The 19,437-nt window shown below is 42.6% G+C and carries 14 protein-coding genes and 1 pseudogene; 12 read left to right on the top strand and 3 right to left on the bottom strand.

All coding sequences use genetic code 11. The features are described 5' to 3' along the window. The first annotated feature begins 130 nt into the window (after positions 1-130). From xylA to HHK01_RS14995, 4 genes and pseudogenes are all read left to right on the top strand, one after another. Positions 131-1,456 carry a xylose isomerase gene (gene xylA / locus HHK01_RS15010; RefSeq protein ID WP_170008524.1) on the top strand — a complete coding sequence of 442 codons (1,326 nt, stop codon included), beginning with the start codon at positions 131-133 and terminating at the stop codon, positions 1,454-1,456. Positions 1,457-1,483: 27 nt separating this feature from the next. Further along, positions 1,484-2,983, top strand: a complete 1,500-nt coding sequence (xylB, locus tag HHK01_RS15005) for a xylulokinase (RefSeq protein ID WP_170008523.1) — start codon at positions 1,484-1,486, stop codon at positions 2,981-2,983. Between the two features lie 115 nt (positions 2,984-3,098). Beyond that, positions 3,099-3,609: pseudogene (locus HHK01_RS15000) on the top strand (aldo/keto reductase). Between the two features lie 27 nt (positions 3,610-3,636). Next, the gene (locus tag HHK01_RS14995) at positions 3,637-3,912 is read left to right on the top strand and encodes a glycoside hydrolase family protein (protein WP_170008522.1); all 276 of its coding nucleotides are present in this window, start codon (positions 3,637-3,639) and stop codon (positions 3,910-3,912) included. Positions 3,913-4,164: 252 nt separating this feature from the next. Here the strand turns inward: HHK01_RS14995 and HHK01_RS14990 are convergent, their stop codons facing one another. After that, complete coding sequence (locus HHK01_RS14990) at positions 4,165-4,611, bottom strand: hypothetical protein (protein ID WP_170008521.1); 447 nt, start codon at positions 4,609-4,611, stop codon at positions 4,165-4,167. 180 nt (positions 4,612-4,791) lie between these two features. Here HHK01_RS14990 and HHK01_RS14985 point away from each other — a divergent pair, with 180 nt between their 5' ends. From HHK01_RS14985 to HHK01_RS15695, 3 genes are all read left to right on the top strand, one after another. Then, positions 4,792-5,193: a (deoxy)nucleoside triphosphate pyrophosphohydrolase gene (locus HHK01_RS14985; RefSeq protein WP_170008520.1), complete on the top strand. Its 402-nt coding sequence runs from the start codon at positions 4,792-4,794 to the stop codon at positions 5,191-5,193. Positions 5,194-5,286: 93 nt separating this feature from the next. After that, a complete protein-coding gene (locus HHK01_RS14980) occupies positions 5,287-8,442 on the top strand; it encodes a DEAD/DEAH box helicase (protein ID WP_170008519.1) in 3,156 nt (1,051 codons plus the stop codon). 155 nt (positions 8,443-8,597) lie between these two features. Further along, positions 8,598-8,855 carry a hypothetical protein gene (locus HHK01_RS15695; RefSeq protein WP_228027602.1) on the top strand — a complete coding sequence of 86 codons (258 nt, stop codon included), beginning with the start codon at positions 8,598-8,600 and terminating at the stop codon, positions 8,853-8,855. A gap of 279 nt (positions 8,856-9,134) precedes the next feature. On the opposite strand, the gene HHK01_RS14975 is transcribed toward HHK01_RS15695, so the two are convergent. Continuing rightward, on the bottom strand, positions 9,135-9,491 hold the full coding sequence (locus HHK01_RS14975; protein WP_170008518.1) for a helix-turn-helix domain-containing protein: 357 nt from the start codon (positions 9,489-9,491) through the stop codon (positions 9,135-9,137). A gap of 571 nt (positions 9,492-10,062) precedes the next feature. On the opposite strand from HHK01_RS14975, the gene HHK01_RS14970 reads away from it, so the two are divergent. From HHK01_RS14970 to manA, 5 genes are all read left to right on the top strand, one after another. Beyond that, on the top strand, positions 10,063-10,911 hold the full coding sequence (locus HHK01_RS14970; RefSeq protein ID WP_170008517.1) for a M55 family metallopeptidase: 849 nt from the start codon (positions 10,063-10,065) through the stop codon (positions 10,909-10,911). 683 nt (positions 10,912-11,594) lie between these two features. Further along, positions 11,595-12,326: a MurR/RpiR family transcriptional regulator gene (locus HHK01_RS14965; RefSeq protein WP_170008516.1), complete on the top strand. Its 732-nt coding sequence runs from the start codon at positions 11,595-11,597 to the stop codon at positions 12,324-12,326. A gap of 185 nt (positions 12,327-12,511) precedes the next feature. Then, positions 12,512-14,434 carry a PTS 2-O-a-mannosyl-D-glycerate transporter subunit IIABC gene (mngA, locus tag HHK01_RS14960; protein ID WP_170008515.1) on the top strand — a complete coding sequence of 641 codons (1,923 nt, stop codon included), beginning with the start codon at positions 12,512-12,514 and terminating at the stop codon, positions 14,432-14,434. Positions 14,435-14,468: 34 nt separating this feature from the next. Beyond that, positions 14,469-17,105, top strand: coding sequence for a mannosylglycerate hydrolase (gene mngB, locus HHK01_RS14955; RefSeq protein ID WP_170008514.1), 2,637 nt, complete (start codon positions 14,469-14,471; stop codon positions 17,103-17,105). Between the two features lie 395 nt (positions 17,106-17,500). Further along, positions 17,501-18,448 (top strand): mannose-6-phosphate isomerase, class I, encoded by a 948-nt coding sequence (gene manA / locus HHK01_RS14950; RefSeq protein ID WP_170008837.1) that lies wholly within the window; start codon positions 17,501-17,503, stop codon positions 18,446-18,448. Positions 18,449-18,475: 27 nt separating this feature from the next. Here the strand turns inward: manA and HHK01_RS14945 are convergent, their stop codons facing one another. Continuing rightward, complete coding sequence (locus tag HHK01_RS14945; protein WP_170008513.1) at positions 18,476-19,174, bottom strand: DUF421 domain-containing protein; 699 nt, start codon at positions 19,172-19,174, stop codon at positions 18,476-18,478. Between the last annotated feature and the right edge of the window lie 263 nt (positions 19,175-19,437).

The following is a 19,437-nucleotide window of genomic DNA, read 5'->3' as shown; positions in this document are numbered from 1 at the left end:
AACACTTTGGGTGATAAAGGAAGATCCACTGTCATGAAATGTCCGATTCGTTTAACGAACATTCGGTGAAAGCCTCACGCTCAACCTGGATGAGAAAACACTTATTATGAAATTGTAGGAGGAACGGTCAATGGCTTATTTTAATAACATCAAAAAAATAACATACGAAGGCTCAACTTCAACAAATCCATTTGCATTTAAATTCTATAATCCTAAGGAAGAAATCGGCGGCAAAACAATGGAGGAAATCTTGCGTTTTGGTGTAGCTTACTGGCATACGTTCACAATGGACGGTTCTGATCCATTTGGAGCAGGTACCATGATTCGTCCATGGGATAAATACACGGGGATGGATTTAGCGAAAGCGCGTGTAGAAGCTGCATTTGAACTTTTCGATAAACTAGATGTCCCATTCTTTTGCTTCCATGATAGTGATATTGCACCAGAAGGAAGCAATTTAAGAGAAACGAATCAAAACCTTGATACGATCGTTGGCATGATGAAGGATTACATGAAAGATAGCAAGACTCAATTACTATGGAATACTGCGAACAATTTCACGCATCCACGTTTTATTCATGGTGCTGCCTCTTCAAACAGCGCAGACATCTTTGCTTATTCTGCAGCAAAAGTGAAAAAGGGCTTGGAAATCGGGAAAGAATTAGGAGCAGAAAACTATGTATTCTGGGGTGGTCGTGAAGGATACGAAACACTGCTTAATACAGATATGAAGCTTGAAATGGATAACTTAGGTCGTTTCTTCCATATGGCTGTAGATTATGCAAAAGAAATTGGCTTTGATGCACAATTCCTAATCGAACCAAAACCGAAAGAGCCTACGACACATCAATACGATTTCGATGTCGCTACAAGTTTCGCATTCTTGCAAAACTACAATTTGCAAGATCATTTTAAATTTAATATTGAAGCAAACCATGCAACGTTGGCGGGACATACATTTGAACATGAGCTTCGTTATGCACGTGTAAACAACATGTTAGGTTCAGTTGATGCTAACCAAGGTGATCCGTTATTAGGCTGGGATACAGATGAATTTCCGACAGACTTATACTCTACAACATTAGCAATGTATGAAATTCTTAAGAATGGCGGGCTAGGTCGCGGTGGACTTAATTTCGACGCAAAGGTTAGAAGAGGTTCTTTTGAGCCTGAGGATTTATTTCATTCTCACATCGCCGGGATGGACAGTTTCGCCGTTGGTTTAAAAGTCGCCCAAAAACTAATTGATGATAAAGTACTTGATGATGTAGTTGAAAATCGTTATAAGAGTTATACAGAGGGTATTGGACTTGACATAGTGGAAGGAAATACGGACTTCCACAAGCTTGAGGAGCATGCATTGGGCTTATCAGAAGTCAAACAGCAGTCTGGTCGTCTGGAAAAAATCAAAGCAACAATCAATCAATATTTATTGAAAGCTTACGCCGGAGAATAAAGCGTTGCTTATAGAAGAGGTGTTGCTATGAAGTACGTAATTGGTGTTGATTTGGGAACAAGTGCGGTAAAAATTCTGCTTGTGAATCAAAATGGAGATGTCGTTCAGGAGGTCTCGAAAGAGTATCCTCTCATCCAGAAGAAAACAGGGTATAGTGAACAGGACCCAAAATCATGGGTGGATCAAACAGTTGCAGGACTGTCTGATCTGATCAGAGGGTTTAATGGAATTCCAGAAGATATCGAAGGAATCAGTTTTTCCGGACAAATGCATGGGCTAGTCCTGCTTGATGAAAATCGAGATGTGTTGCGTAATGCGATTCTTTGGAATGACACAAGAACAACCGCCGAGTGCAAGCATATTTATGATGTTGTTGGCGAAGAACGTCTACTGGCCATTACGAAGAACCCTGCATTGGAGGGCTTTACTTTACCTAAATTACTTTGGGTTAAGAAGCATGAACCAGACATCTATGAGAAGGCAAAGACATTTGTATTACCCAAAGATTATTTGCGTTATCAGCTTACGGGTGAATTGCATATGGAATACTCGGATGCAGCTGGAACGTTATTACTAGATAACAGTGAAAAAGTATGGAGTAAAGAAATCTGTGATCTGCTAGGAATTGACGAGAATCTATGTCCAACATTAGTAGATTCCCATGAGGAAGTGGGAAGAATCACTTCTGAAATTGCTGAATTGACAGGTCTGGCAATATCAACACGTGTTTTTGCTGGGGGAGCAGATAATGCCTGCGGAGCAATCGGTTCTGGAATTCTCGAAGATGGAAAAACTCTCTGTAGTATCGGAACATCTGGTGTCGTTCTTTCCTATGAATCGAGTAATGATAAGGATTTCAGGGGGAAGGTCCATTACTTTAATCACGGTGCACCGCATGCCTATTACACAATGGGGGTTACCCTGGCAGCAGGATACAACTTGAGCTGGTTTAGGGATGTTTTTGCTAAAGCGGAAAGTTTTGAGGAATTAGTGAGTGAAGTGGGAACGGTGCCTGTTGGGTCCAATGGATTACTGTTTACACCTTATGTTGTAGGTGAACGGACACCCCATGCAGATGCAGCGATTCGTGCTAGCTTTATCGGTATGGACAGCTCGCATGAACGAAAAGATTTTGTCAGAGCTATCATGGAAGGGATCACTTTTTCGCTGAATGAATCAATCGCTATTTTCCGTGAAAATGGCAAGCATATTGATACCATTGTCTCTACCGGAGGCGGTACGAAGAATCAAGAATGGCTGCAAATGCAGGCTGATATTTTCGACGCGAGGATTGTGAAGCTATCGAGTGAGCAAGGACCTGGCATGGGAGCTGCCATGCTTGCGGCCTATGGTTGTGGATGGTTTGATTCCCTGAAAGAATGTGCGGATGAATTTTTACAAGTAGATAAAGAGTTTGTGCCGAATGCCTTTAATGTAGAGAAATACAAGGAATTATTTAGTCTATACCAAGAGGTCTACGTGCAAACTAAGGAACTAAATGAAAAACTAACTAAATATCGAAAATAAACGATTATCGTAAAAGGCTATCTCAGAAGTGTACAGAAGAATTGAAACGCTTCTTGAGGTTGCCTTTTTTTGCGGGTGCTCCTTCTTTAAATATTTACATAAGGGGATGAAAATATTGAAATACAATCAACTGGGAAACACGGATCTAAATATAAGTGAACTAAGCTTCGGTACTTGGGCAATCGGCGGCGCATGGGGAAAGCTAGATGATCAGGAAGCGCTGAAAGCATTAGATTATGCAATGGATGCAGGAGTAAACTTCTTTGATACGGCGGATGTGTATGGAGATGGGCACAGCGAAGAACTACTGGCTAAAGCCACAAAAGGAAGGAGAAGCGTTCAACGTCGGAGAAACATTCGGCGGTTTAGACTTTCAAAAAGGTGTGGAACTGAGCAATAATTTAAAGTGGATCGAAAATGAACGAGGAAACAGAACAAGAGCTGCGATTAAGTGGATCCTGCAACAAGAGGAAGTAACAAGTGTAATACCGGGTTTCAGAAATGTGAAACAGGTGGAGGACAACCTGAAGGCATTGAAAGTGAAAGATTTTAGTAAAGATAAATTACAAAAATTGAAAGACTTTTACAATGAAGAAGTTCATGCGCATATTCGAGGGGCTTATTGATAAGTTGAAGTGTTTTTACCAGAAGGAATGAAATATCAAAACGTATACCAAGCAGGCTACGTAATCGGCACCTTTGACCCGAAAACAGGCACAAACGAACACGGCCAATTCAAAGAACTAGACCGAGGCTTCGACTTCAACGCACCTCAAACGACACTCGACCAACAAGGCCGCAGTCTACTATTTACCTGGATGAGCGTTCCTGATCAAAATGAACAAGACCATCCGACGATACTGCATCAGTGGTTGCATAATATGACGATTCCGCGGGGGGTAAAGCTTGTGGGAGGCAAGGTGTGGTAAGTGCCGGTTAAAGAGTTAGAGGGCGTTGCGGAGCGGGGAGTGTGTGGAGCACAGGGTCAAGTACAATGCAGGCGTCTACTACAGAGCTTCCATGTACGCACACCTAATCTAAGAAATATAGAAAAGGACATAACATCTCTCTAGTATGTGTTGGATTGCTTCTTCAACTAGCTGCAAAGTGCATACGTTTAGTTTTTATAAAAAAAGCCCCGCCATGTTAACGCACTCCTACGGGGCTGGGGCAGTACCGGATTAGTGTCCAAATGGAGAAATGAACATTAGAACTAAAATGACTAAAATAGATGAAGAGAGGAGCCAGCTGAATTTTTGTAACTTAATGTGAACCGTATTGTGGCTGTCACCACTACCCGATGAAGTGATTGCTATGCGCGTATATTTCATCACTATTCCAAGTAAAGCACCCAACAGTAGAAATACAATGAGTACACTAATGAACCAAAGAGAGGTGACCCACTGAAAGGAGGAGTCAGCTCGGTAAGCCATTTCAATTCCTGTCAGTAAAGAAATAATAAGAAAAATGTGTGCTATAAGAAAAAGTTGTTTCCATCGTTTCAAAGAATAAGCCAGCTTTTCCGGACTCCTAACTAAATGTCTACGGATAAAGAATGGGAAAAATAAAATAAGTAAAAATACAATTGCAGAGAGGCTATGTAAGCCATTGGTTACTTCATTCAACATTAGAGACCTCCAACTTAAACATTAACACTTACTCTATCACAATCCAGCTGCATTTACATCAAATTCGGTGCCTGAGCCAGACACTATAAGCATTGCCGTGCAGGGATTATACACCTAGGTACACAGTATGGATATGAGATGTTAAGATCATTTATAGATATTCCAATAAAGGGTGATTCCATGAAAACAGAGATACATGTTGTAGGAGCGGCGATTATACAATACGGTAAGATCTTTTGCGCTCAAAGAAGTTCAACTATGTCTTTGCCCTTGAAGTGGGAGTTTCCGGGTGGAAAAATAGAAAAAGGGGAGTCTCCGCAAGACGCATTGACGCGTGAAATTCTTGAAGAGATGAGTTGCCAAGTTATTGTTGGAGACCAAGTAGCTCATACCGTTCATGAGTATGATTTCGGGGTTGTACATTTAACTACTTTTATCTGTGTAATCATTGAAGGTGAGCCCATCTTAAAAGAACACAAATCAATGAAGTGGTTATTAGCTGAAGAGTTAGCTTCTTTAGATTGGGCGCCTGCGGATATTCCTACGGTGGAGAAATTGCAAGAAATGAATTCAAGAGGATAGTTTCACTTTCGAAAGGACTTGGTTCAAAGTCCTCTTTTCCCTTCATATGAAATTCATGGTAAGGTTAAAAACAAGAACAATCGAGGTGATTCAATGCTTAAGCAAGGAATCTATGAGGAAATCATTAATCAGAAATTAAAAAGAGAGTTAGCAAATGCTGATATAGATCTTGAAATCGGAAAGGATCCACTTGATGTGGAAGAAGCGCGAAAGGTATTGTCTTCTTATATCAGCTTGGTCACCAGAAAGGCGCTCCAGTTTGTTCGTGATGATGAGCGCTATAAGAAGGACCCTCTTCTACATCAGATCGCGACTTGTAATGATATTATTTCGATCTTGAGTCAACGATTAGACCGAGCTGAGTTCGAATCGCTGAAAATAGCCGAAGAAGGTGAAGTGCTGACTCATATCTACTCTCGGATAAATTCCGTTCGTAGTATCAGAAGAGAAGAAGTAGTTCGCCCTGTAACACCGATAGCCGAGAGCTCCCTTTTCACAGGGTCTTCTCATGAGCCTAATATGTTAGGAGAGTTGAAGAAAGAAATTTTATCATCCAACTCCATCGACATGCTCGTGTCTTTTATTAAGTGGAGTGGTCTTCGGGTCATTATAGAGGAGTTACGAACGTTTACTGAAAACGGAGGACAGCTTCGTGTTATTACTACTTCCTATATGGAAGCGACCGATTATAAAGCCATTCAGGAATTGAGCCAGTTACCTAACACTGAAATAAAAATCTCTTATGACGTTGAACGTACAAGGCTACATGCAAAAGCCTACTTGTTTAAAAGAGACACTGGGTTTAGTACGTCTTACATTGGTTCATCTAATTTATCGAACCCTGCATTGACTTCTGGACTAGAATGGAATGTGAAGGTAACTGAAAAGGATTCGTATGATGTAATGAGGAAATGTAAAGCGACATTCGAAAGCTATTGGAATGATCGCGAGTTCAAAGAGTTCAATGGTAAAAATGAGCAAGACCAGCACTATCTTCGCTACGCATTGGAGAAAAGTAAGTGGGAAGTAGCGGAGAGTTCAACACCATACATATTCGATATCCAGCCCTATTTTTATCAGAAAGAGATTCTAGAGAAACTACAAGTTGAGAGAGAGGTTCACCAACGCTATAGAAATCTTATTGTGGCTGCTACCGGGGTTGGAAAGACAGTTATATCAGCATTTGATTATAAGCGCTTTCGTAAGCGTAATGCGGGTAGAGCAAAGTTGTTGTTTGTCGCTCACCGTGAGGAAATTCTAAAGCAAAGTCTGGATACGTTTAGGGCCATTTTGAAAGATCCGAACTTCGGAGATATGCTTGTCGGACAACACCAGCCTGATTCTCTGGATCATTTGTTTGTTAGTATCCAAAGCTTTAATAGTAAAAAATTATATGAGCAAACCACTAGTGAATTCTACGACTACATCATTGTCGATGAATTCCATCATGCGGCAGCGGAATCCTATCAAAGGCTTCTTTCTCATTATCAACCTAAAATTTTGCTTGGATTGACTGCGACTCCAGAGCGGATGGATGGTAGAAGTGTTCTTGAGTATTTTGATGATCGAATTGCTGCGGAGATGCGATTGACTGAAGCAGTGAACCAAAAGCTGTTAAGCCCATTCCAATACTTTTGTGTTAGTGATACAGTCGATCTCTTCCATTTGAAATGGTCAAGAGGAGGCTATGACACGAGGGAACTGGAGAATGTGTACACATCCAACGATCTTCGAAGCGCTCAAATTGTCCAGAGCGTCCAAAAGTATGTCACTGATATCCGAGAAGTGAAAGGTCTAGGGTTCTGTGTCTCCATTGCTCATGCTCAATACATGGCCGATTATTTTAATCGGGCGGAAATTCCCTCGATAGCTTTGCATGGGAGAACAGACAAAGAGACCCGTGTAAATGTTCAACAGCAACTAGTAAATGGCGAAATCAAGTTTATTTTTGTCGTTGATTTATATAACGAGGGAATCGACATTCCAGAAGTAAATACCGTGCTTTTTCTCCGTCCCACTGAGAGCTTAACTGTGTTTCTTCAGCAACTTGGGCGTGGTCTTCGTTTAGCAGAAGATAAAGATTGTTTAACGGTTTTGGATTTTGTCGGACAAGCACACATGAATTACTCATTCGAAGAGAAGTTTCGTGCGCTAATCGGTAGATCGAAACACTCCGTCCAACATTATGTAGAGAATGGATTCTTTAATTTGCCAAAAGGTTGCTTTATTCAGCTGGAGAAGCAGGCGAAAGAGTATATACTCCGAAATATCAAATCAAGCGCAAACACAAAAAGTAACTTGATCACGAAAATGAGGCATTTTGAGCAAGACACAGGGAAGGAACTCACACTTCGTAACTTTCTGGATCATTTTCACTTGTCCCTTTACGGCATGTATGGTGGAAATAGAAACCGGAGCTTTAGTCGAATGAAAGTTGAAGCCGGTGTAGCTGAAGACTTTCAGTACGACCAGGAAAAGTGGCTCACCAGTCGACTATCAAATTTGTTTCATCTTAACTCAAAGAAGCTATTAGAGTTTTTACTATCGTTTGTGCAACATGGCCGGGCGGAAACACAAGAGGAAAAGTTAATGCTCAATATGTTTTATTACTCCTTTTATCAGGCTCACCCAGAGAAAGAAGGATTTTTATCGGTAAGAGATGGGATTGAAAAGGTATTGGATCATCCTGCTTTTAGAGAGGAGATTAAAGAGATTTTACAGATGCTTTACGAGTCTCTTGAAACGCTTGAGATTGCACCTAGTTTCTCTTTCCCTTGTCCATTACAGGTGCACAGTCAATATTCTACGAATCAAGTGATGGCTGGTTTAGATTATTTTAACGAAGCAGCGAGTCCTGCCTTTAGAGAAGGAGTAAAGTATTTTCGTGATAAGGAACTTGATGTGTTTTTCATTACATTAAACAAATCGGAAAAGGACTTCTCACCGTCTACTTTGTACGAAGATTACGCGATTAATGAAAAATTGTTCCACTGGCAAACACAAAGTCGCGTCGGAGAAGGAAGCCCAACTGCACAGCGGTATATTCACCATCGGCAAACGGGAAATAAAATCGCACTGTTTGTGAGGGAATATAAAACAGAAAGGGGCAGTATTACTTCACCATTTGTTTTCCTCGGAACAGCGAATTACATCAAGCATTCAGGCGATAAACCGATGAGCTTTGTTTGGGAGTTAGAGCATGATATGCCTTCTTATTTAGTGCCAAAAGCTAATAAGAATATCTTGTGAGAAATGAAGAAATTAAAGGGCTCGTAATGTTTAGTCCCTTTTTCAATTAATCCTCCACAAATGAACTAATCAGAAAGGATGAACAGCATGCCAAATTGCTGTGAGAATCATTTGCTCATCACTGATTCAGCAGAAAAACTGAAATTTTAGCGTTTGTGAAATCTGAAACAAGCCCCTTTTCCTTCAAAAGCATTATCCCAATAGGAGACGAAAATAAGTCCATTTCCAAAACGTATTCTGTTTGGGGGACGAAGTGGGATGTTCGTGAGGTATTAGTTGAAAGCAACGGTAGGGGTGGTATTGGTATTGCATTTGAAACTGCCTATAGTCCTGTTCCGAAGGTCATTGAAGTCTTGGCAAAAAAGTTTCCACAGGCTAAATTTTCCTATGAAGCGTTAGTGACATCATTGTGATTCAAGAGTGGAAAAATGGGAAACTTGTACTTCACAGAGAAGCGGGTTCTCATGAAGAGTTTTTGTCTATTTTTAAGAAGTACTTACCAGAGGAATATGAATTCTATGAAGAGTAACTTATGCGTTATCCAATCTCACTCTAAAGTCGTTGCATTTTACTTGTACGCAAATAAATAAAGACCAGTTCGTGCAACCCGAGTTAAGGATCGCAAACCAGCCTTTATATTTAGTAGATCATACTTCATACAGAGCTAAATGAACCTATGACTTTTTTCGTTCTCAAACATAATACAAGAAACCTTGAGGAATTTGGTCAGCCACTTTGGGAAAATTGAGTGTGTAGTATTTGGCCGTGTCCATAGGGTGCTTTCCTAGTTTTGCACTCCGTATATAGTCTAGTTCCTCTAGCTTCTTAATGGTTCTCCGAATGGTTGGTACAGACATAAAAGGGAGTCGTTCCAACAATTCCTCGTATGTACTCCGTACCCAAAGCTCTCCTTTGTGGATTTCGGACTCGTCTCTCAGCTGGTTTGCGATCACTGTCACGATCAATGCGCCTTTCACCCCAACCTTAGTTGCGAGCTCACGTGAGAACGATAGGGGTTCCTTTGTGTTGTTTTGCATGGTTGTTTTCATGTGTCTTTTCCTCCTTTTGATCAAGTGCTTTCACCCTTTATATAGGCTTGAGTAATCAAAACGGACACCCCACATTTTAAAAAATTGGGAAAAAGTGAACTCTTTTAAGAAGGTCTATTATGTGTCCTTTAGCAACAGTAGCATTCGATATATTTATGCTGTTGTGTACACAAATTATTTTTTGTAAGGTGACTGAGTGAAACGGTTATCTGATGCTGATATCAATAGTTGGATTAAATTCTTTAAGTTCAGCCTCTAAAATAAAACTAGTAATTAGAATGAAAAAGAGCACCTGAAGTTTTTTGAGGAAGGGTATCACGCAACCTATAGAATGAGAGCGTTCGCTTGTTCACCGAGGAAGTAGGTAGAGAGCAAGATGTTTGGTTCGAGAGAGTGTGTAGATAAGATTGTGTTAACAAATGATTGAATTTTCATACAAACAGTTACCGGTTCTATGTTACTCTTATGGTAAGAACAAGTTCAGCTATATAGCCGGATTTTTACAAATCTATCTATAACTTATTAATCGTTGAGTTGTATTCAAATTGTTAACCAAAGGGGATGTAGCCAAATGAAAATCTTTATCTCAGCAGACATCGAAGGAATTTCAGGTGTAGCAACAAACCAACAACTAAAAACGCCAAGCGAGTATCAACGGTTCCGCAAACTAATGACAGCAGAGGTGAATGCCGCCATCGAGGGCGCGTTCCGGGGAGGAGCCGAGGCAGTCACAGTAGCAGACGGACACGGCAACATGTCTAACATTTTCATAGAAGAGTTAGACTCTCGTGCTCGCCTTGTTTCTGGTAGCAACCGAGTGATGTGTCAGCTCGAAGGACTCGATGAAACGTATGATGCGATCATGTTTGTCGGTCACCATGGGCGCGAGGGTGGATCGGACACGGCTGTCATCAGTCATACGCTTGCAGGGATTTGTGTGAAAGAAATGAAGATTAATGGACAAGTAGTCGGTGAGACAGAAATGAACGCATTTGTGGCAGGTGGCTTCGGGGTTCCGGCAATTTTTGTTAGCGGGGATGATGCTTATGTACGAGAAGTGAAGGAAACTTTGCCTGATGTCGAGTCGGTTGTGGTGAAACGGGCAATCGATCGATTCTCTGCTGAATTGATTCATCCTAAAAAAGTACAGGAAATGATTAAGGAGCAGGCTGAAGCTGCAGTGAGGAAGATTGGTCAGTTCTCTCCTTTAGAGTTGAAAGGCCCTATTACCTTTGAGATCGAGTTCAAAGGTCCTCAGCAAGCACAGATGACGACGACGCTGCCGACTGTTGAACGACTTTCTCCGACACGAATTCGCTTTACTTGCGACGATATTGTCACTGCGTACAAGCATATGTGGGGCTGTGTTATTATCGCGATTACGGCGACGAATGGTGTTTTGGGGAATGTTAACGCCTAATTACACCATCCTGGACTCTATGACTCAAAAAGAGGTTCTTTGAATGTCATCCATTCAAGAGCCTCTTTGTCTATTTATCGTATGTTGAAGTATGAGGTGGGAAACTGTGAATGGGGAGTACTTTTTTACTCTCTGTTGGTACATGGTTGTGTTATTGACGTTAAACAGAATGATACAGAATCCGCTACAGGCTACGCATAGAATGGCTAACGGTAAAGTGCTGACCCAGCCTAATAAAGCCATGAATACGCCGATACTTTAGATCTGCTATCTTACTAAATTCCTCCTCCAATTTTCTCAAAATCTACCGTAAAACACTTCGTATTATCCGCCTTCCACTTATTCAAATTTTCACTACGCACAAATCCGAGCTGTTCAAGCTTGCTGAACGTCCTGCGTGCTACTTTCTAGACGTGATACTAGTGCCGTTAGTAAGATGGCCTCATTCAAACCAATGTGCAAGATAAGCTACTTCGAGACGATGGCAAACATTTCGCCAATTTCGCCCTTTTGTTCATTTTAGATCTGCGTCATGTCAAAATAGGTAAGCGCTCGTTGCAGGTTTTGCTGAATATGTCTGCTCATTTTGAATAGTCAAATCGACTAGAAGAGGTTGTACAATGACATGCTCTTTTCTCTATAATGGGCAGAGGGAGATATAAAGGGGTAAGGGGTCTACACATATGATGTTATTTGAGGAACGTGTTCAAAAATATGAGTATAAATTAAATGATACAGACGACCAAATTATTGACTATGTTAGTACACACAAAAAGGATGTTATTACGCATTCTATACAGTATTTAGCGGCTCAAATGTATACGGTTCCAAACACTGTGACGCGGTTGTCCAAAAAGTTAGGGTATGATGGGTTCTCGCAATTGAAAAACAGCCTGAAGGAAGAGATTGATGCCAAGCAGGAGGATGTTGAAGATAGTCTTTCTATTGCCATCCATAAAACGATGAGCTTGGTTGATCGGGACAAGCTGTCTATGGTCACGAAGATGATTCAGGAAGCGCATCGGGTGCTCTTTTTTGCAGTGGGGGATACGGTACCTTTGTGTGAGAACATGGTGAAGAGCTTGAAGGCTGTAGGGAAGGCGTCGTCTTTTTCCGTCCATCGTCACGATGTCGTGCTAGAGATCAACCAGCTAGAGAGCAATGATCTGTTCTTTGTGATCAGCTTATCAGGCGAAACGACGCAAGTGTTGGAGATGGCCACGTTGGCGCAGGAGCGGGGTGTTCGAATCATTTCGCTCACTCATTTTGACCGGAATTCGTTGCAGCAGCTGGCGGACGTGAACTTGTATTGTTATTCTCCAAGGAAGGTGTTAAACGGTCATAACATTACCGACAAAACCCCTGCCATGCTTGTGTTGCGCGCGTTGTCTGAGCATTACTGGGAGTCGTTGTAAGATCTTGTGTATAAATACACATGAAAGCGCTTTACAAACGAATAGCTGTGTAAAAATAAGAAGAATCCGAGCTTCTTATTTTTTTTTGCTACGATCAGGGCACACAGGACGTGTGTCAGAAAGGCGTTGCGACACGACGTTGCGAAATTAGCCTTTCAACCTTAACAAACAAAGGGGGTTCCACCATGTTGTTGAAAAATCTCACATCACCAGCCCTACTTCATACGAATCAATCCTTTTCTTCCAAAGAGGAAACGATTCGGTTCCTCGTGAAGAAGCTAGGCGAAGAAGGAAAACTACGTTCAGAAGAGGACTTTTACCAAGCGGTGCTAGATAGAGAAACGATGTCACCCACTGGTTTCGAGGGGGGGCTTGCGATTCCACACGGGAAATCTGAAGCTGTCAAAGAAGCTGCCTTTGCGGTGGCGACGCTGTCCAAGCCGATTGATACGTGGGAAAGCATTGACCCGAACAATCAAGTCGAGTTAGTGATTTTGTTAGCGATTCCAAAAGAGGAAGAGGGCTCGACTCATCTCTCTTTACTATCAGAGTTTGTCACAAGATTATCTAATGAACGATACAAAAATGGTTTGTTGCAAGCCAAAACAAGTACCGAGCTATATGAGCATTTAGATGCAGATTATCAAGCAGTGGAAACGGAAAGTGCCAAAAAACTCAATAAAACCATTTTGGCCGTCACAGCTTGTCCAGCAGGTATCGCGCACACTTACATGGCTGCAGAGGCACTCGTCAAGGCGGGTAAAGAGCTGGGTGTGGATGTGTTCGTTGAGAAGCAAGGGGCTAACGGGGTTGAAGATCGCCATTCAAAGGTACTTTTGAAAAAGGCAGATGCAGTTGTCTTTGCGGTTGATGTAGCTGTGAAGGATGAAGATCGTTTCGGGCACCTTCCGAAGGTGAAAGCATCGGTTGCTGCCCCACTCAGAAACGCGAAAAGTCTATTGGAACAAGCGTTACAAAAGGCAGAGAAGACTTCTAAGTCAGCGTACGTAGATACAGATGATACGTCCGATGACGATGAGAAAAAATCAGTGAAAACCGAAATCAAGGACTCTGTATTAACAGGGATCTCGTACATCATCCCCGTCATTGTTGCGGGTGGGATGACGTTAGCGGCCGCCGTCTTCTTGTCGCAAGCCTTTGGACTGCAAGAAGTTTATAACACGGAAGGTTCATGGCTATGGTTACTGAGACAGCTCGGTGGATCGTTGTTAGGTACGCTCATGATCCCAATCTTAGCAGCTTACATGGCGTACTCTATCGCTGATAAGCCAGCGCTAGGACCAGGTTTTGCGGCCGGGGTTGCGGCGAACTTAATTGGAAGCGGTTTCCTTGGCGGGATGCTCGGAGGCTTATTAGCGGGTTATTTCTTGAAATATTTAAAGAAAAAGGTCAAGCCAACAGGAACCTTTGCTGGGTTTGTTAGCTTTTGGTTATATCCGGTAGTCGGAACCCTTGTTGTAGGTTCGATCATGTTATTTATTGTTGGGGAGCCGTTAGCTGCCCTAAACGAAGGGTTAATTCAATGGTTAGATGGGATGTCTGGAACGAATGCAATCATTTTAGGGGCGATTTTGGGCGCCATGGTATCATTTGACCTTGGTGGTCCAGTGAACAAAGCGGCTTACACGTTCAGTATTGGGGCGATGGCGAGCGGGAATATCGTTCCTTACGCAGCTTTTGCATCCGTCAAAATGGTCTCCGCATTCTCGGTAACAGGTGCCACGATTATCGGGAAGAAGTATTTCACAAAGCAAGAACAAGAAGTTGGGAAGCAAACGTGGTTACTCGGATTAGCCGGGATCACAGAAGGGGCGATTCCGTTTATGATTAATGACCCCCTTCGTGTAATTCCATCTTTGATCGCGGGATCTGCTGTCACAGGCGCGATCGTGGCCTACTTTGATATCGGTCTAAATGTTCCGGGGGCTGGCATCTTCTCCTTAGCGTTACTAGAAGGACAGCCGCTATTACTTGCAGCAAGTGTTTGGTTAGGAGCCGCCTTAATTGGAGCATTGATTTCTATGGTTTTATTGATCGCAACAAGAAAGAGTAAGCTTCAAAAGGATTCATTACGAAAAGCAGCCTAAGAATCGACAAAACTAGCTTTACGGGAGGATATTAATGAAAAACGTTCATATCGTTCCCCATATGCATTGGGACAGAGAATGGTATTTTTCAACGGAGGAATCAAGAATTCTATTAGTGAACAATATGGAAGAAATCATGGAGATGTTAGAAACGAATCCTGATTACCCTTACTATGTGTTGGATGGGCAAACCTCCATATTAGAAGACTATTTCGCTGTGAAACCAGAAAACAAAGAGAGAGTAAAGAAACTCGTTCAAGAGGGTCGGTTGATTATCGGTCCTTGGTATACGCAAACTGATGAGATGGTCGTCGGAGGCGAGTCGATTGTTCGCAATTTGCTTTACGGAATTCAGGATAGCGAGCAATTTGGTGACTACATGAAAATAGGTTATTTACCGGATTCATTCGGTCAATCTTCGCAAATGCCGATGATTTTAAACGGTTTTGATATTACGTATTCGATCTTTTGGCGTGGCACTTCGGAACGTCATGGGACGAACAAAACTGAGTTTTACTGGGAAACGGATGACGGTTCGAAAGTACTTGTTCAGCTATTTCCACTCGGCTATGCGATCGGCAAGTATTTACCTGAGGATGAGGAAGCTCTGCAGAAGCGCACGGATAAATATTTTAGCGTGCTAGACCGTGGGGCGACGACTGACAATATCATTTTACCGAATGGGCACGATCAGATGCCGATTCAGAAGAACATCTTTGAAGTGATGGATAAGCTTCGCAAGCTATATCCGGAGCGCGAGTTCTTCTTGAGTAAGTATGAGAATGTGTTTGCCGAGCTTGAGAAAGAGAATGACCTGCCAACGTTGCAAGGTGAGTTTTTAGATGGCAAATACATGCGTGTGCACCGCAGCATTTATTCGACGCGTATGGATATTAAAGCGGCTAATACACGAATCGAGAACAAAATTACAAATGTGCTGGAGCCACTTGCTTCTCTTGCATATAGCTTAGGTTTTGAGTATCACCATGGGTTAATCGAGCTGATTTGGAAGGAAATAATGAAGAATCACGCTCATGATAGTATCGGGTGCTGCTGCTCAGATAAGGTGCACCGGGAAATTTGCAATCGCTTCTTCCTTGCTGAGGAGAAAGTCGATCAGCTGATCAATTTCTATAAGCGGAAAATTGTTGACTCGATGGATACGGAGCTGACGCATGATCGATTAACCGCGTTTAACCTGCTTCCTTATGAGCGAACGGAAGTCGTGACGACGAATGTGATGACGAAGCTGGAGGCGTTCAAGCTAGTAGATAAGAATGGTGTGCAAGTAGAGTTTGAGGTGCTTGATAGCGAGATTACCGACCCAGGTCTCATCGACCGTCAAATTGTGCATTACGGGAACTATGATCCGTTTGTGAAGTATACGATTCAGCTGAAAGATGCGATTCCGGCGATGGGATACAAAACGTATTTTGTCGTGGAGAGTGGGGGCCCACACGATGTGGGTCAGAAAGGCGTTGCGACAGGACGTCGCGAACTTAGCCTTTCATCCTCTAATAAGATCGAGACGGATTTTTACGACATCACCGTGAATTCGAACGGCACGCTGAACATCTTTGATAAACAAATTAAACAAAGCTTTGAAAATGTGCTGTTGCTGGAAAATGGTGGCGACGACGGAGATGAGTATGACTTCTCTCCACTGCCGAATGAAGAGCTGATTTACAGTGATGACGTGAGAGCTAATGTAGAGATTACCCAAAATCAGTACGGGGCAACCATCGATATTCAGTACCGACTAGACGTTCCTGCGAATTTGCAAAAACGAAAAGAACAGGTCGTAGAGAGTGCTGTTGACGTTCATATTGTGGCCATGGTTCCGAACCACAAGCCGGTCATCGAAGTGAAATTTGAAGTGAACAACTTTGCGAAGGATCACCGTCTCAGAGCGCTCATTCCGACGAACATTGCCTCTGCTTTCTCGATTTCGGATAATCAGTTTGGTTCTATTAAACGGGAGGTGATTGATTCGGCAATCAAGGTGTGGGAGCAAGAGGATTGGGACGAGCGTCCAGATCCGATCTATCCGATGCTAAGCTATGTGGGTTTAACAAATGAAGACTACGGTGTCAGTGTCCTCACAAACAGCACGAGAGAGTATGAAATCGTCGGTGAAAATTTTGATACGATTGCGATTACGTTGTTTAGAAGCATCGGGTTTCTAGGAAAAGAGGAGATGCTTCGTAGACCGGGTCGTCCATCGGGTATCAAATTGCCGACGCCAGACTCGCAAATGATCGGTAGCTTAACGTTACAATTTGCGATCGCGACGCATCCAGCAGAGGCCAATGTTGCTCGTATTGCAAAAGAATTCCTCACCCCCGTGGAAACGTACAACAAAACTCCACACGATGCGATGAGGCTGAATAAAGCAAATGTGAACACACCTCTAGAATATAGCTTCTTCAAAGAGGTAGACCCGAACGTTGTGTTGAGTACGCTGAAGAAGGCGGAAAATGAGGATCGGTTTGTACTACGCTTCTATAATCCGACTAGCGAGGAAACGTCAGCTTCTTTCGAGTTCAACCGCAGAATTGGTCAAGCGAATGTGATAAATTTGAACGAGAAGGCTGTTGGAGGTCTTGCAATCGACAACAACCAAATGCAAACAAATGTGAAAAAAAATCAAGTAAAATCAATTTTGTTCTAGAATAAAGAAAAGGGCACTCGTATAAGGTGTCTTTTTCTTTTCAGTGGAAAAGGGGCGGAGTTACGCCAATTCCTAACCGTGTTTCAGTTGCCTAATCGAGCAGAACTACGCATAGGTAACCCTCCCATACATGAGGCTCCACTCACACCGCCTTGATCACAACTCGACTACTTTGTGACCAGTTTCCATGCCTGGTTGAGTGCCCAGCTCATGAATGTTTTGTAGGGAGGTGTGGTTGACCTTACGAATACGTTTGGTAATCTGAGAGTGATAGCTCAGCAATTGTTTCGATTGATTGCGGTTGTGAAAAATAATGAAAAGATTGGGGTGTTAGTCCCCCACTACTTAATGTGTTACTTTAATAGGAGACTGACCTCATGAAAGGACGTTTTGTAATGAAACAACCGATCTTCTTATCTCCCGTTTTTCAAGAACGAATCTGGGGAGGCACAAAGTTAAGAACCGAATTTGGATACGATATAGATTCAGAGTTAACAGGGGAGTGCTGGGCAGTTTCCGCACATCCAAATGGGCAAAGTGTTGTGAAAAACGGCCCGTACCAAGGTAAAACACTTGGTGCACTATGGAGTGCGCATCGTGAACTTTTTGGGAATTTGGAAGGCGATGTTTTTCCGTTATTAACAAAAATATTAGATGCAAATAACGACTTATCTGTACAAGTCCACCCGAACGATGAGTATGCAAACGCTCATGAAAATGGTGAACTTGGCAAGACGGAATGTTGGTATGTCATTGACTGTGAAGAGGATGCGGAAATCATCTTTGGTCATAATGCGCATACGAAAGAACAATTTGTAGAGATGGTTAAAAAAGGGGAGTGGAGTGACCTTCTAAGAAGAGTCAAAGTAAAGTCCGGTGACTTCTTCTATGTCCCAAGTGGCACAATCCATGCTCTTTGCTCTGGGGTGCTCATTCTCGAAACTCAACAAAGCTCGGACACAACCTACCGTGTATATGACTACGATCGTGTCGATCAAAACGGGAACAAGCGAGCGTTACATCTTGAAAAGTCTATTGATGTGACGACAGTTCCTCATGTGGATGTTGCGGTGAGACCTGCCACGCAATCGAGACGAGGTGCAACAATCACGACGTTCGTGGAGGCGCGCTATTTCTCTGTCTATAAATGGGCTATCACAGCACCAGCAAGCTTCACAGTAGACAAGCCGTTTCTAATCGCAAGCGTTATAAAAGGATCTGGACACATCCGCACACAAGAAGGAGGCTTCCCAGTCTACAAAGGAGATCACTTTATTTTGCCGAATGGAGTCGGGGACTTTGAAATGGATGGAAATATTGAACTGATCGTTTCTCATCCTTAACGTGACCAGTTCCCCACCACTTTAACTTTAAACTGGCGGGGAGCTGTCACTGTCATACGTTTGGATGTGTAAAGCTTTTCCTTTTTGCCACTCACAATAGAGAACACCCTTTGCCGAAGGGATAGACTGCTGCTTTAACTGATCGAGTAACCACTCTTTATTTTTCGAGATGGACTTCAAGTTATCCCAGATGACTTCACCATCCATGATTAACGTAAAGGGAAGTGTTTGCCTCGAGGATTCTAGTGACAGATCCTGTTTTGTTACGGTGGCAAAAGGGTCCCTCTTTATGACGCTGACGGTACCATCTGTTTCAAGAATCGCGTATTCACATTCTCGGATGGAAAATACGTCCTTTTTTCTGAGCAAATGTTGAAGCATATTAATATCGAGGTGGTTTTTCTTTAACTGATCATATTGGATTTTTCCATGTTGGATAACAATCGAAGGCTGACCTTCTAGTAAATTGCGCGCGCGTTTAAATTTTTGTGTAGCTACTTCCGTGATATAGGTCAGTGCCCCCCAAAAAAATACAGCAAAAAGAACCTTTGCTACTCCTGCTTCTTCGTCATAGATCGCATTTCCTACTAGCTCGCCTATCACAAGTGCGGATATAAAATCAAATGCCGTAATCTGTGTAATCTGCGTTTTCCCGAGTAATTTTGCTAGGAAAAAAAGGGCGACATATCCAACGATAAGCTCTAAAGCAATTTGAATGAAATCCATGCAAAGCCCCCCCCTAAATGCGTACCTATTTAGTATGTACGAAAAAGGGGGAATGCATGAGGGTGACAGCCACCCAGATGCGATGGAGGACTTTCGTCCGTTTATACTGCCTCTTCAGGTGCTACTTTTGCTCGATGCATGTTCAGTTTGTACTGTGTGAAGCTCACACTGACAAGTCACGCCTATTTTTGCTAGAAAGTGTACTTTTATCGCTGGCACAAGCGTTTTAACGATCGGATGATGAGCATGAAGTGAGGCAGATT

Origin of the sequence: Bacillus fonticola (assembly GCF_012955605.1) — a bacterium.
Lineage (GTDB): Bacteria > Bacillota > Bacilli > Bacillales > JC228 > Bacillus_CG > Bacillus_CG fonticola.
Note: the sequence above shows the minus strand (reverse complement) of the source record. Positions and strands in the feature narration are given on the sequence as shown.